Annotated in this window: 10 protein-coding genes and 1 tRNA gene; all 11 read left to right on the top strand. The window is 62.0% G+C overall.

The genetic code is table 11. The features are described 5' to 3' along the window. The first annotated feature begins 115 nt into the window (after positions 1-115). Entirely contained in the window at positions 116-1,906 is a 1,791-nt protein-coding gene (locus ACN0X9_RS04675; RefSeq protein ID WP_417486455.1) for a tetratricopeptide repeat protein, read from the top strand. 281 nt (positions 1,907-2,187) lie between these two features. Beyond that, entirely contained in the window at positions 2,188-5,043 is a 2,856-nt protein-coding gene (locus tag ACN0X9_RS04670; protein WP_417486454.1) for a TonB-dependent receptor domain-containing protein, read from the top strand. 137 nt (positions 5,044-5,180) lie between these two features. Then, positions 5,181-6,182, top strand: coding sequence for a class I SAM-dependent methyltransferase (locus tag ACN0X9_RS04665; protein WP_417486453.1), 1,002 nt, complete (start codon positions 5,181-5,183; stop codon positions 6,180-6,182). Positions 6,183-6,299: 117 nt separating this feature from the next. After that, positions 6,300-6,375: transfer RNA gene (locus tag ACN0X9_RS04660), tRNA-Trp, on the top strand. 81 nt (positions 6,376-6,456) lie between these two features. Beyond that, positions 6,457-6,714: a preprotein translocase subunit SecE gene (gene secE / locus ACN0X9_RS04655; protein ID WP_417486452.1), complete on the top strand. Its 258-nt coding sequence runs from the start codon at positions 6,457-6,459 to the stop codon at positions 6,712-6,714. A gap of 11 nt (positions 6,715-6,725) precedes the next feature. Continuing rightward, positions 6,726-7,259 carry a transcription termination/antitermination protein NusG gene (gene nusG, locus ACN0X9_RS04650; protein WP_011643745.1) on the top strand — a complete coding sequence of 178 codons (534 nt, stop codon included), beginning with the start codon at positions 6,726-6,728 and terminating at the stop codon, positions 7,257-7,259. Positions 7,260-7,357: 98 nt separating this feature from the next. After that, positions 7,358-7,786: a 50S ribosomal protein L11 gene (gene rplK / locus ACN0X9_RS04645; protein ID WP_417486451.1), complete on the top strand. Its 429-nt coding sequence runs from the start codon at positions 7,358-7,360 to the stop codon at positions 7,784-7,786. Positions 7,787-7,790: 4 nt separating this feature from the next. Then, complete coding sequence (rplA, locus tag ACN0X9_RS04640) at positions 7,791-8,489, top strand: 50S ribosomal protein L1 (RefSeq protein ID WP_417486450.1); 699 nt, start codon at positions 7,791-7,793, stop codon at positions 8,487-8,489. 302 nt (positions 8,490-8,791) lie between these two features. After that, positions 8,792-9,307, top strand: coding sequence for a 50S ribosomal protein L10 (rplJ, locus tag ACN0X9_RS04635; RefSeq protein WP_417486449.1), 516 nt, complete (start codon positions 8,792-8,794; stop codon positions 9,305-9,307). Positions 9,308-9,364: 57 nt separating this feature from the next. Then, the gene (gene rplL, locus ACN0X9_RS04630; protein WP_417486448.1) at positions 9,365-9,736 is read left to right on the top strand and encodes a 50S ribosomal protein L7/L12; all 372 of its coding nucleotides are present in this window, start codon (positions 9,365-9,367) and stop codon (positions 9,734-9,736) included. A gap of 211 nt (positions 9,737-9,947) precedes the next feature. Then, positions 9,948-14,021: a DNA-directed RNA polymerase subunit beta gene (gene rpoB / locus ACN0X9_RS04625; RefSeq protein ID WP_417486447.1), complete on the top strand. Its 4,074-nt coding sequence runs from the start codon at positions 9,948-9,950 to the stop codon at positions 14,019-14,021. Positions 14,022-14,030: the final 9 nt, after the last annotated feature.

The raw sequence follows: 14,030 nt of genomic DNA, 5'->3' as shown, positions 1-14,030 counted from the left end.
GCGCGCCCGAAACGCTCGCAGCGACCACGACCGTCGCTCCTGAAGTCGCGGACCCGGCCGACACCGGTGGTGGCTTCTGGCGGCGCCTGTTCGGCGGTGGCGGCAAGGCCGGGTCATGATGGTCGAGCTGCAGCGCGCCGCGGGCCTGCTGCAGGCAGGGCGCTTCGCCGAAGCGGTCGCAATGCTCGACCGGATACTGGGCGATGCGCCCGAGCAGCCCGATGCCCTGATGCTTCGGGCTATGGCGCGGAGCCGAAGCGGTGACGACGGCGGTGCTGTCAGCGACTTCGAGGCGGCGGGCCAATGTCACCCACAGCCGCAGGCGGTCCACAATAATCTTGGCAATCATCATCAGCGTGCCGGCCGGCTGGATGCGGCGGTCGCGGCCTACCGCGAAGCATTGCGGATTGCCCCTGGTTTTGCCGATGCCAGACTGAACCTGGCGCTCACCCTTTCACAGGGCGATGACGTCGAGGCCGGGCGGACCGCAATCGAGGAAATTCTTGCGCAGTTTCCCGACCATGTTTCATTGCTCAACGCTCTGGGCAATCTCGAGCGGCGTGCCGGGAATTACGACGCTGCCCGTCTGGCTTTTGATTCGGCGATTGCCACCGATCCGCAGGCGGTCCTCCCGCTGATCAATCGCGGCGCCTTGCGCCGGGAGGCAGGGGAGCTCGAAGCCTCATGCGCAGACTTGCGCAAGGCGTGTGATCTGGCACCCGAACTGGCCGAGGCCCATGCCCAGCTGGGGCACAGCCTGCGTACCTGTCTCGATGTAACAGGTGCCGAACGGGCCTATCGGCAGGCGTTGGCGCTGGCGCCCGATGATCCAGGCTACCACACTGACCTCGCGGGGCTTCTGACAGAGGCCGGGCAGGGGGACGGAGCCTTCGTCACCTTGAGGGCCAGAATCGCGGCGCACGATGAACCGAGGCTCAATGAAGTTCTGGCCCGTCTGCTGATGCGTTCGGGGCGTCCGGACGAGGCTCGAGCAGCGGCAAATGCCGCACTGGCGCGTGACGCCGGGGCCATGCGGGCGGCGATGGTCCGCAGCGAGCTGTGCCTTCGGGCGGGAGACCCTCCCGGTGCGCTTGCTGATGCCCGGCTGGCATTCCGGATCTGTAACGGTTCGGACTGGACCGCCCGGCACGTCCTGGCGGAGGCCTTGCTGGTGAACGAGGACTGGGCTGGCGCTTCTGACGTGCTCGAGTGCACCGCGCCGGCCGCTCACCTGCAAAAACACCTGGCCCTGAAATCGGTTGCCTGGCGCCAGATGGGAGATCCTCGCTATGCGAGCCTGTGCGACTATGACCGTTTCGCCCGCAAGCTGAGGATTGAAACCCCGCCGGGTTTTGATTCGCTGGATTCCTTCAACGCAGCACTGGCGGCGAGCATTGAGCGTCTTCACGCCGATGGCGCTGCGCCGCTTGAGCAGACATTGTTCGGCGGGACGCAATCCGCCGGTCGCCTGTGGAATTCGGATGATCCGGTGATTCGCGCGCTTGCCGCTGCCCTGGAAGGCCTGGCGGCGAGATACCTGGCCGAGTTGCCAGACGACCCGACGCATCCATTTCTCGGCCGTAATACGGGCCGGGCAAGACTTGCGGGGGCCTGGTCGGTTCGGCTCAAGTCAGGCGGCGGTCATGTCGATCATGTCCATCCAGCGGGCTGGGTCAGCGCAAGTTATTACGTCAGCGTACCGGAATCAGTGATGTCCGGCGAGCGTGCGGGGTGGTTACGGCTGGGCGTACCAGGGCTGCCTGGACTGGAGATTCCGGCGGAGCGCTATATCCGGCCCGAACCCGGTTTCGCGATCGTGTTCCCGTCTTTCCTGTGGCACGGCGTCGAACCGTTCGAGAGTGATGACGTGCGGGTGACGGCGCCGTTTGACCTGCTCCCGGCCTGATCCGGCATTGTGGCCACCTGCTGCTTGGTGCCGGTCTGCAACTCGGTGACGCCAATCGCCTGCGACAAACCTGCAACAGTGTATCGCAAACACCGTTTGTGACGGTGAGATGTCATTGACCCGTGCGAAATCGCAGACGTACCTTGCAAATATGGAAAGCTTTCGGGCGATCCGATCTGAGGGGGGGCTCGCCAGCTCATCGAGGTGAGTGGGCCGTTCCGTTCCGTATACCTTACTCGGAGGGATTAAGAGTGAGATCCAAGTCCTTGAAGACTTGCCTGATGGCAAGCACGCTTATCAGCGGTATGGCCTTCGCGGCTCCTGCTGTGGCGCAAGACGAAGACGTCGTTGTCGTTACCGGTTCGCGCATCCAGCGTACCGATACGGTGGCGCCAAGCCCGATCACGAACGTGTCTGCTGAGCAGCTCGCGGTTGTGAACACGGTCAACACCGAAGACTTCATCAACACGCTGCCGCAAGTTGTTCCGGCGTTCGACTCGACCTCGAACAACCCGGGTAACGGTACGGCAACTGTCAGCCTTCGTGGCCTCGGCACGACCCGTACGCTCGTTCTCGTCGACGGCATGCGCTTCGTCGGCTCCGGTCCGGCTCAGGTCGTTGACCTCAACAGCATCCCGTCCGCGCTTGTCGAGTCTGTCGACATCGTGACCGGTGGTGCATCGGCCGTTTACGGCTCGGACGCTGTCGCCGGCGTCGTCAACTTCATGATGAAGGACGACTTCGAAGGCGTCGAGATCAACGCATCGCACGAGACCACCCTGGGTGACCTCGACGGCGAAATCACGACCCTGTCCATCACCATGGGCGGCAACTTCGACGATGGTCGCGGTAACGCTGTCATCTCGATGGGTTACACCGACCGTCAGGCCGTCTTCCAGGGCGACCGTGGCTTCTCGTCCCTGACCAACTGGGATCCGGGCCCCGGCAATGCCGCCAACGGCTTTATCGCTGGTGGTTCCTCGAACATCCCGGGCACCCGCTTCCGCGGTGCGACGACGTCGAACTTCGGTGCCTATGGCGCTGGTGTGGTCGCAGCTGATCCGAGCTGTACGGGCAACACCTGCTCCGGTTTCTTCAACACCGGCAGCAGCATCAACCCGATGCGCTTTGGTTCGCCGAACGACACGTATAACTACGCGCCGTCGAACTACCTGCAGCTCCCGCAAGAGCGTTACAACATCGCGGCTTTCGCCACGTATGAAGTCAACGAGCACCTCGAGCTGTACGGCCGCGGCATCTATGCGAACAACGTGGTCGACTCCCAGCTGGCTCCGACGCCGGCCGGTGTGACCCTGACCGTCAACCTGGACAACCCGACCATCCCGGCTGCCCTGCTTGACCTGTTCGTGAACGATCCGGATACCAACAATGGCGACGGCACGGCCACAATCCGTACCTCCCGTCGTTACGAAGAGCTTGGCACGCGTAACTCACTGCGTGACACGAGCTCCTTCCAGCTGGTCTTCGGTGCGCGTGGCGACATCAACGAAAACTGGTCGTATGACGTGTTCGCGAACTACTCGCGTTCGTCGATCTCGCAGATCCAGTCTGGTAACCTTTCGGTTTCCGCCCTGCAGGCCGGTGTGCTCTGTGACGGTGGCCCGACGGCGATCGCCAGCGGTTGTTCCGCGCCGTACGTTGATATCTTCAACGGCCCGGGTTCGATCTCTGCAGCAGGCGCGGCTTCTATCTCCCGTACCGGTGCTCAGATCGACAATGTCGAGATGTTCCAGACGGTTGCGACGGTCAGCGGCGAACTGCCTGCCTTCCAGCTGCCGTCGGCTGAATACGCCCCGGCCCTGGTGATGGGTGTCGAGTATCGTGAAGCATCTGCTGAATCGATCCCTGACTCCGTGCTTGGCCCGGACGTTCGTGGCTTCAACTCCTCCCTGCCTGTTTCGGGTGTGGTTGACGTCTACGAGTTCTTCGCTGAAGCCGAAGTGCCGCTGATCACGGGCAAGGACATGGTTGAGTCTCTCAGCCTGAACGCTGCCTTCCGTACCTCTGAGTACAACACGGTCGGCAACACCGAGACCTTCGCTGTTGGCCTTGGCTGGCAGATCAACGATCAGATCCGTCTGCGTGGTAACTTCAACCGCGCTGTCCGGGCTCCGAACGTGAACGATCTGTTTGCTCCGTTCACCAACGGCTTCCCGGGCGCAGGCGATCCCTGCTCCGGCGGCGCCAATGGTAGCTACTCGGCCGCCACGATCGATGCCACCTGTCTCGCCGCCGGCGTGCCGGCTGGCCAGCTGGGCGCTCCGTTCCAGGGCAACGCCCAGATGGAAGCCCTGTTCGGTGGTAACACCGCTCTCGGTGCTGAAACGGCTGACACCTACACCATCGGTGCAGTGTTCGAGCCGGCGATGATCGAAGGTCTGACCATCCAGCTCGATTACTACAACATCGAGATCCAGGATGCGATTTCCACGGTTCCGCTTCAGACGCTGCTGAACGAATGTCACCTGACCGGCATTCAGGCATCGTGTGACACGCTGTATCCGGCTGGCGCGGCAACCCCGTCGCGTAACCCGGCTACGGGTGAAATGGGCGCCAACGGCTTCCTGCCGAACCTGTCGCCGATCAACGTGGCAACCCTGACGGCTGTCGGTGTTGACCTCCGCGTCGATTACGGTTTCTCCGCTGACGTCATCGGTCTGCCGGGCGACATGGCCATCACCTACTACGGTGGCTACGTCTCTGAAGCTGACTTCACGACGTCCGCTTCGTCGCCGGTCATCGAATGTGCGGGCCTCTATGGTCTGGACTGTGGTGAGCCGACGCCGGAGTACAAGCACTCCATGCAAACGTCTTGGTACACGGGGCCGTTCACGACCTCGCTGCGCTGGCGTCACATTGGTGCGCTTGATGCGGACCCGACCACGGCTGCGACCGTCTCCGACCTGTCGGACGACATCACCGCGAAGAACTACTTCGACATCACGTTTAACTATGACGTGAACGAAGCCTTCACGGCGACCGTTGGTGTGACCAACTTCACCGACACGGCCGTTCCGGAACTCGGTTCGACCGCTTCGGAGCAGGCCAACACCTGGCCGGCAACGTACGAAACGCTTGGCCGTCGCCTCTTCGTGGGTGGCCGCCTGCGCTTCTAAGCCTCTGGCTTGAACGCAAATGAGAAGGGCGGGTCCTCGGACCCGCCCTTTTTATTGTGTGTGACGGTAGTGGCAGTCGACTGGCTGGGCTGTCACCTGAGATTGCCTTGGCACGTCGCAGCCGTCAGGTTTCAACAATGGCTACATCTCCCAACAGCAAGCGCGCGCAGCACGCCTGGACCGATTTCTGGGCGGACCCGGGAAGTCGGGCCGACCATAGCGTGCGCGATGCCGGGACCTCGCAGGTCTTGCGCCAGCACTGGACCTATGTCTTTGACCGGCAGTTCGAGGCCGGTTCGAGCGTGACGTTGCTTGATGCCGCCTGCGGTGACGGTGAATTGCTGCGCCTTGCTCAACGTTGCGCGGAGCCGGTCGACGGTCTGGACCTGTCCCTGCATTGTGCTGACATTTCACCAGCCGCGGTGGACGCGGCTGCTCGATCCGTCGTGTCGGCCGAGCCGCCCAGACCTGTCGTCGCCGATGCGGCGTCCCTGCCATTCCAGACCGCCAGCTTCGCTGTTGTCGTCAGTCAGTTCGGCTTGGAATATGCGGGGGCATCAGCGTTTCGGGATGCGGCTCGTGTGACGTCCGGCGAGGGCTCCCTGAACGCTCTGGTTCATCGGCAGGGCGGCGCTGTGGAGCTCGAATGCCGGGCCAATCTGGCGCTGCTTGACCTGGCTCTGGAGCGGGGCCTGCTTCGTCGGTTGGAGCGTTTGATCGATCTGGCGGCGCGTGTCGCCGCCGGGAAGGGGGCGCCCGCCGCCCTGAGCCGGGCGCGAGCGAGCTACGGCGCTGTGCTGGACGGTGTCGGGGCTGCGCTGCGCGATGCGCCTCCCGGCGCTGCCAGGGCCTTGCTGCAGCAGCTCTGGCAGGATTGCTCAAAGGTAGCGGTGTCGGCGGAACAGTATTCGCCTGACCAGTTGTCCGCCTGGGTGGCGTCTCATGCGGCCGACCTGGAATCATACGCGAACCGGATGCAGTCGATGGTCGATGCGGCCTGTGATGATGCCGGGCTTGCCGATATCTGCCGTGCCCTGGAGGCGGGGGGGCTCGCATGTGTTGATGTCGGGGAGCTGTCGACCCCGGCTGGCGGGCAGGCGCTGGCCTGGTCTGTCGCGGCTTCGGCGAACGGTCGTTGACGCCCATGACGGTCAAATGTGCGTTTTAGCTGTTTTCTTATGCGGCGTCGCATTGTAGACACCTGCGCTTCGGATATGGCGGTGGCTGGGTCACCGTGATATCCCGCGCGTGGTCCTAGGGGTGTAGCTCAGTTGGTAGAGCATCGGTCTCCAAAACCGAGGGTCGTGGGTTCGAGTCCCTCCGCCCCTGCCAGGCCATAATGGATTTCAGGTGGATGTGCATCATGCCAGCCGCCTCTTGAATAGAGGGCCCTTGCGGGCCAGATGGACTTGAATGACGCGTAACGCGAAGAATACGACGCCAGCGACAGCCAAGGCTGATACGGCCGCACCCAAGAAGAAGGGTGTGGGCCCATTCAAGTATCTGTCACAGGTGCGCCAGGAAGCGCGCAAGGTGACATGGACGACGCGCCAGGAGACCCTGGTGTCGACCGTTCTCGTGCTGATCCTGACCCTGATCGCGATGTTCTTCTTTTGGGGGGTCGATACCCTCATCAGCACGACCATCCAATTCATTCTGTCCCAAGGCTGAGGAGCGGCTGTATGTCTGCCAAGTGGTATATCGTGCATGCCTATTCGAACTTCGAGAAGAAGGTCGCTGACGCGATCCGTATCGAAGCCTCGATCAAGGGCCTTGAGGACAAGTTCGAGGAAATCCTCGTTCCGACCGAAGACGTTGTGGAAGTTCGCAAGGGTCGCAAGATCAATGCCGAGCGCAAGTATTTCCCGGGCTATGTCCTGGTGAAGATGGACATGACGGACCAAGCCTATCACCTCGTCACCTCGACGCCGAAAGTCACCGGCTTTCTGGGCTCGGGCAAGAAGCCGATTCCGGTTTCCGAGAATGAGGTCAAGCGGATCCTCGGCCAGATGGAAGAGGACGCGGAGCGTCCGCGCCCGACCGTCAGCTACGAGATCGGCGAGACCGTCAACGTCATCGATGGTCACTTCCAGAGCTTCAACGGTGTTGTCGAGGAAGTGGACGACGAGAATGGCCGCCTGAAGGTCGCCATCAACATTTTCGGCCGGGCGACCCCGGTCGAGCTCGAATACGCTCAGGTCGAGAAGATCGCCTAGCGTTTTGATTGCGGGAGGTGCCGGCGCCAAGTCCATGCCGGGCCGTACCGCAAACCCCCGAAGGTGCGATTGGCGCGCCTTTATAATGGAGTGGGAACATGGCGAAGAAAATTGCCGGCTATATCAAGCTGCAAGTGCCTGCGGGCGCAGCTAACCCGTCCCCGCCGATCGGCCCGGCCCTGGGTCAGCGCGGCGTGAACATCATGGAATTCTGCAAGGCCTTCAACGCGAAGACCCAGGAGATGGAAAAAGGGATGCCGATCCCGACGACCATCACCGTCTTCTCGGACAAATCCTTCACCTTTGCCATCGCGACTCCGCCGGCCAGCTTCTTCCTGAAGAAGGCTGCGAAGATCGCGAAGGGCTCCAGCACGCCGAGCCAGTCGACGGCCGGCACAGTCTCGATGGCCCAGTGCCGCGAGATTGCTGAAGCGAAGTTCAACGACCTCAATGCGAACGACCTCGACCAGGCGACCAAGATCATCGCCGGTTCCGCGCGTTCCATGGGCCTGCAGGTGACGGAGTAAGATCATGGCGAATATCGGAAAACGCCTCTCGGCGGCACGCGAGACCTTTGATCGCGACACGCTGTACTCGATCGACGATGCCGTCGCTCATGTGAAGACCAATGCCAAGGCCAAGTTTGATGAAACCATCGAGCTTGCCATCAATCTGGGTGTCGACCCGCGTCATGCCGACCAGATGGTCCGTGGTGTCTGCAACCTCCCGAACGGCACCGGCCGCTCGGTCCGTGTTGCTGTCTTCGCCAAGGGCCCGAAGGCCGAAGAGGCCACCAAGGCCGGCGCTGACGTCGTCGGTGCGGAAGACCTGATGGAGCAGATCCAGGGCGGCAACATCAATTTCGACAAGGTCATCGCGACCCCGGACATGATGCCGCTCGTCGGTCGTCTCGGTAAGGTTCTCGGCCCGCGCGGCATGATGCCGAACCCGAAGGTCGGCACGGTCACCATGGATGTCACCAAGGCGGTGAATGATTCCAAGGGCGGTGCTGTCGAGTTCCGTGTCGAGAAAGCCGGCATCATCCACGCCGGTGTCGGCAAGGCCAGCTTCACCGAGAAGGCCCTGGCTGAAAACGTTCGCGCGCTTGTTGATGCGATCGTCAAGGCCAAGCCGTCAGGCGCCAAGGGTCTGTATGTACGCCGGATTGCCCTGTCTTCGACGATGGGCCCGGGCGTCAAAATCGATACGTCTGCCGCCGTTTCGGCGTAAAAGACTTGAGTTTCAGCCCGGACCGGATTATCCGGCCGGGCTGATCCGGTCTGATTCACGCGTTTTGTGGATCCGGCCGACCTGTCCGAGATCACAGGGGGTGGCCCGCAAGGTGTCACCTTAATCCAATCTGGGCCCTGCGTGAGACAGAGCGAGATCGACCCGGCCTTGTTAGAGGTCTGTCGGTTCGAGCCCTGGGACAGGACGCGTCATGATGGCGTCCGACCCGCAAGGGGAAGGTGCCGTGATGGCGTTTTCACCGAGCCGTCCACGGTGGACGGCTCAAACAGGGAGTCCGCAAAATGGATCGCATTCAAAAAGAAGCGTCCGTTGAAGAGCTGAATGGCATCTTCTCGGAAGCTGGATCCGTGGTCATGGCCCACTACAATGGCATGACTGTTGCGGAAATGACGGAACTGCGCGCCAAGCTCCGCGAGCTGGGTGGCACGTTCAAGGTGGTGCGTAACCGCCTCGCCAAAATCGCACTGCAAGGCAAGCCGGGTGAGGGCGCTGCCGACCTGTTCACAGGTCCGGTCGCAATCGCTTACTCGGAAGACTTTGTGGCCGCGCCCAAGGTGATGGTCGAGTACGCCAAGGAAAACAGCAAGCTCGCCATTCTCGGTGGCTTCATGGAAGAAGACGTGTTCGACGCCGCCGGCATCGACGCCCTCTCCAAGATGCCGTCCCGCGAAGAGCTTATTGCCACCATCTCTGCCCGCCTCATGGGGCAGGCTTCGCAGGTGGCCCAGCGCCTCATGGCTCCGGCTCAAGGTCTTGCGGGGGCGATCGACGTCATCCGCGAGAAGGCCGACGCCTGATCCCGTCATTCTCCGCTTTCGAACTGACACATTGAACACCGACAAGGAATTGAACAAATGGCTGATGTAGCTAAACTCTGCGACGAACTTCTCGCCCTCACCATCCTTGAAGCCAAGGAACTGAACGATCTTCTGGAAGAAAAAGGCATCAAGGCTGCTGCAGCCGTTGCCGTTGCTGGCCCGGCCGGCGGTGGCGATGCTCCGGCTGCTGAAGAGAAAGACGAGTTTGACGTCGTTCTCACCGGCGCTGGTGACAAGAAGATCAACGTCATCAAGGAAGTCCGTGCCATCACCGGTCTTGGCCTGAAAGAAGCCAAGGACCTGGTCGAAGGCGCGCCGAAGGCCGTCAAGGAAGCTGCTTCGAAGTCTGAAGCAGAAGAAATCAAAGCCAAGCTGGAAGCCGCAGGCGCCAGCGTTGAGCTGAAATAGTCTCGCTTCGGCGCGACTGACACGGTGCTACGGGCGCGCGGGGTGATCCTGCGCGTCCGTTAGCCCGTCTTTGGAATACCCGATCCCGCCGCTGTCGTTCCAGGCGGGATTGTCGAACGGTCCGGGCCTTGTGGCCAGGACCAACCGGAGCGGCGCCGCGGGGGCGATCCCCGCATATAATTGCGCAGTGCTGTCTGCGAAGGGAGCCGACATGGGTCTGTCGTTCACCGGCAAAAAGCGGATTCGCAAATCTTTCGGACGTATTCCGGAAACCGTTGCGATGCCGAATCTCATCGAAGTCCAGAAGAGCTCATACGAGCACTTCCTGATGAAAGAGGTGCCTGCCGCCGAGCGCGACGACACCGGCATGCAGGCGGTCTTCAAGTCCGTCTTCCCGGTCAAGGATTTCGCCGAACGGGCTGTCCTCGACTTCGTGTCCTACGAATTCGAGCCGCCCAAGTTCGACGTTGAAGAGTGCCAGCAGCGCGACATGACGTTCGCCGCGCCACTCAAGGTCAAAATGCGTCTCATCGTGTTCGATGTGGACGAGGAAACCGGCGCCCGCTCGGTCAAGGACATCAAGGAGCAGGACGTCTACATGGGCGATATCCCGCTCATGACGGACAAGGGCACCTTTGTCGTCAACGGTACCGAGCGCGTGATTGTCTCCCAGATGCACCGCTCGCCGGGCGTCTTCTTCGATCATGACCGCGGCAAGACCCATGCCTCGGGCAAGTATCTGTTCGCCGCCCGCATCATTCCCTACCGCGGCTCCTGGCTCGATTTCGAGTTTGATGCCAAGGACGTGGTCCACATGCGCCTTGACCGTCGCCGCAAACTGCCGGCGACGACGCTGCTCTATGCGCTGGGCCTGGACAAGGAAGAGATCCTTTCGACCTTCTACGACACGGTCACCTACAAGGCGTCCAAGAAGGGCTGGACCGTTCCTTACGTGAAGGAGCGCTGGCGTGGCGTGAAGCCGGCGCGTGATCTCGTCGATGCCAAGACCGGCGACATCATCGCCCCGGCCGGCAAGAAGATCTCCGCCCGCGCTGCCAACAAGTTTGCCGATGACGGCCTGGCCGCGCTGCTGGTTTCTGACGAGCACCTGCTCGGCGGTTACCTGGCTGACGACATGGTCAATCTGGAAACCGGTGAGATCTTTGCCGAAGCCGGCGACGAGATGAGCGAAGAGATCCTCGAGACGCTGAAGGATACCGGCGTCAAGGAACTCAACCTGCTCGACATCGATCCGGCGACCGGTGTTGGTCCGTACATTCGTGCGACCCTCGCTGCCGACAAGAATGACAGCCGTGAACAGGCGCTGGTGGACATCTACCGCGTCATGCGTCCCGGTGAACCGCCGACCCCGGAAACCGCCGAAGCGATGTTCCAGGGCCTGTTCTTCGATTCAGAGCGCTATGATCTCTCGGCTGTTGGCCGGGTGAAAATGAACATGCGCCTGGACCTCGATGCTCCGGACGACATGCGCACCCTGCGCAAGGAAGACATCCTGGCAGTCCTCAAGACGCTGGTCGGCCTGCGTGATGGCCGCGGCGAAATCGACGACATCGACAATCTCGGCAACCGCCGGGTCCGTTCGGTCGGCGAGCTGATGGAAAATCAGTACCGCATCGGTCTGCTGCGCATGGAACGTGCGATCAAGGAGCGGATGTCTTCGGTCGATATCGAGACCGTGATGCCGCACGACCTAGTCAACGCCAAGCCGGCGGCTGCCGCCGTGCGCGAATTCTTCGGCTCCTCGCAGCTGTCGCAGTTCATGGACCAGACCAACCCGCTGTCGGAAGTCACCCACAAGCGTCGTCTCTCGGCGCTTGGCCCGGGTGGTCTGACCCGCGAGCGTGCCGGCTTTGAAGTCCGCGACGTGCACCCGACCCATTACGGCCGGATCTGCCCGATTGAGACACCGGAAGGCCCGAATATCGGCCTGATCAACTCGTTGTCGACTTTCGCCCGCGTCAACAAGTACGGCTTCATCGAAAGCCCCTACCGCAAGGTCGAGAATGGCAAGCTGACCGACCAGGTCGACTACCTCTCTGCCATGCAGGAATCGCGCTACTCGATCGCCCAGGCGAACGCCCATGTCACCGAAAGCGGTGAGCTGGACAATGAGTTCGTCAACTGCCGGGTTGCCGGTGATGTGACGCTCGTGCCGCGCGAAGACGTGGAATATATCGACGTGTCGCCGAAACAGGTTGTTTCGGTCGCTGCGGCGCTCATTCCCTTCCTCGAAAACGATGACGCCAACCGCGCCCTGATGGGCTCGAACATGCAACGTCAGGCCGTGCCGCTGGTGAAGGCGGAAGCGCCGCTCGTCGGCACCGGCATGGAAAGCATTGTGGCCCGCGATTCCGGTGCGGCGATTGCTGCCCGCCGGACCGGCGTGATCGAGCAGGTCGATGCGACCCGTATCGTTATCCGCGCAACGGAAGATCTCGATGCCGCCAAGTCAGGCGTCGACATCTACCGCCTGTCCAAGTTCCAGCGGTCGAACCAGTCGACCTGTATCAACCAGCGCCCGATCGTGCGCGTGGGTGACCAGGTCCGCTCCGGTGACATCATCGCTGACGGCCCGTCCACCGATCTCGGCGAGCTTGCGCTCGGCCGCAACGTGGTCGTCGCCTTCATGCCGTGGAATGGCTACAACTTCGAGGACTCGATCCTGATCTCCGAGCGTATCGTGCGCGACGATGTCTTCACCTCGATCCACCTCGAAGAGTTCGAGATTGCAGCCCGCGATACCAAGCTGGGACCGGAAGAGATCACCCGTGACATCCCGAATGTCGGCGAGGAGGCCCTGCGCAATCTCGACGAAGCCGGTATTGTCGCGGTCGGTGCCGAAGTCGCTGCCGGCGACATCCTCGTTGGCAAGGTCACGCCGAAGGGCGAAAGCCCGATGACGCCGGAAGAAAAGCTTCTGCGCGCCATCTTCGGTGAGAAGGCCTCTGACGTCCGTGACACCTCGCTTCGCATGCCGTCCGGTGCCACCGGTACGGTGGTCGAAGTCCGCGTCTTCAACCGTCATGGCGTCGACAAGGATGAGCGCGCGATCTCGATCGAGCGTGAAGAGATCGAGCGTCTCGGCAAGGACCGCGATGACGAGCTCGCCATTCTCGAGCGCAACATCTACCAGCGCCTCGGCGATCTTCTGCTGGGCAAGACGGCGGTCTCCGGCCCGCGTGGCTTCGCCAAGGGTGAAGTGACGCAAGCCGCTCTCGATGACACACCGCACAGTGGCTGGTGGCGTATCGGGCTCGACGACGAAAAGGCCATGGCTGAGGTCGAAGCCCTGCAAAAGCAGTATGACGACTCGAAAGCCCGCCTCGACCGTCGCTTCGAAGACAAGGTCGACAAGCTCCAGCGTGGCGATGAAATGCCGCCGGGCGTGATGAAGATGGTCAAGGTCTTCGTCGCCGTGAAGCGCAAGCTTCAGCCGGGTGACAAGATGGCCGGCCGTCACGGCAACAAGGGTGTCATCTCCAAGATCAACCCGATCGAGGACATGCCCTTCCTGGCCAATGGCGAAGCGGTGGACATCGTCCTCAACCCGCTCGGCGTGCCGTCGCGAATGAATGTCGGTCAGATCCTGGAAACCCATCTGGGTTGGGCCTGCCGCGGACTCGGCAAGCAGCTCGGTGAAGCCTATGACGCCTACAAGCGTGATGGCAGCACTGCGATGCTGCGGTCCGAGCTGGACCGGGTCTATGAAGGTGACGAGCTTCCGGAAACGGACGGCGATATCGCCGAACTGGGCCTGAACCTGTCCAACGGCGTACCGATCGCGACCCCGGTCTTCGACGGTGCCCGTGAGCCCGATGTGGCGCATTGGCTGACCAAGGCGGGCTTCGACCCGTCCGGCCAGTCGACGCTCTATGACGGTCAGACCGGTGAGCCTTTCCGCCGCAAGGTGACGGTCGGTGTGAAGCACCTGCTGAAGCTGCACCACCTGGTGGACGACAAGATCCACGCCCGTTCGATCGGGCCGTACAGCCTTGTGACCCAGCAGCCACTGGGTGGTAAGGCCCAGTTCGGTGGTCAGCGCTTCGGTGAGATGGAAGTGTGGGCGCTTGAAGCTTACGGCGCGGCGTACACGCTGCAGGAAATGCTGACGGTGAAGTCGGATGACGTGGCTGGTCGGACCAAGGTCTATGAGGCCATTGTCCGCGGAGACGACACCTTCGAAGCCGGCGTTCCGGAAAGCTTCAACGTGCTGGTCAAGGAAATGCGTTCTCTCGGCCTCAACGTCGAACTGAAGAACGGCTAAGGCTGAACC

The sequence above is a fragment of the Maricaulis sp. genome (assembly GCF_048268525.1).
GTDB lineage: Bacteria > Pseudomonadota > Alphaproteobacteria > Caulobacterales > Maricaulaceae > Maricaulis.
The sequence above is the reverse complement of the archived record's forward strand: the minus strand, read 5'-3'. Positions and strand labels throughout refer to the sequence as shown.

Bases quoted from the DNA above. Each gene is read 5' to 3' on its own strand.
- ACN0X9_RS04675 (WP_417486455.1), top strand. From the start codon at position 116: ATGATGGTCGAGCTGCAGCGCGCCGCGGGCCTGCTGCAGGCAGGGCGC.
- ACN0X9_RS04670 (WP_417486454.1), top strand. From the start codon at position 2,188: ATGGCAAGCACGCTTATCAGCGGTATGGCCTTCGCGGCTCCTGCTGTG.
- ACN0X9_RS04665 (WP_417486453.1), top strand. From the start codon at position 5,181: ATGGCTACATCTCCCAACAGCAAGCGCGCGCAGCACGCCTGGACCGAT.
- secE (WP_417486452.1), top strand. From the start codon at position 6,457: ATGACGCGTAACGCGAAGAATACGACGCCAGCGACAGCCAAGGCTGAT.
- nusG (WP_011643745.1), top strand. From the start codon at position 6,726: ATGTCTGCCAAGTGGTATATCGTGCATGCCTATTCGAACTTCGAGAAG.
- rplK (WP_417486451.1), top strand. From the start codon at position 7,358: ATGGCGAAGAAAATTGCCGGCTATATCAAGCTGCAAGTGCCTGCGGGC.
- rplA (WP_417486450.1), top strand. From the start codon at position 7,791: ATGGCGAATATCGGAAAACGCCTCTCGGCGGCACGCGAGACCTTTGAT.
- rplJ (WP_417486449.1), top strand. From the start codon at position 8,792: ATGGATCGCATTCAAAAAGAAGCGTCCGTTGAAGAGCTGAATGGCATC.
- rplL (WP_417486448.1), top strand. From the start codon at position 9,365: ATGGCTGATGTAGCTAAACTCTGCGACGAACTTCTCGCCCTCACCATC.
- rpoB (WP_417486447.1), top strand. From the start codon at position 9,948: ATGGGTCTGTCGTTCACCGGCAAAAAGCGGATTCGCAAATCTTTCGGA.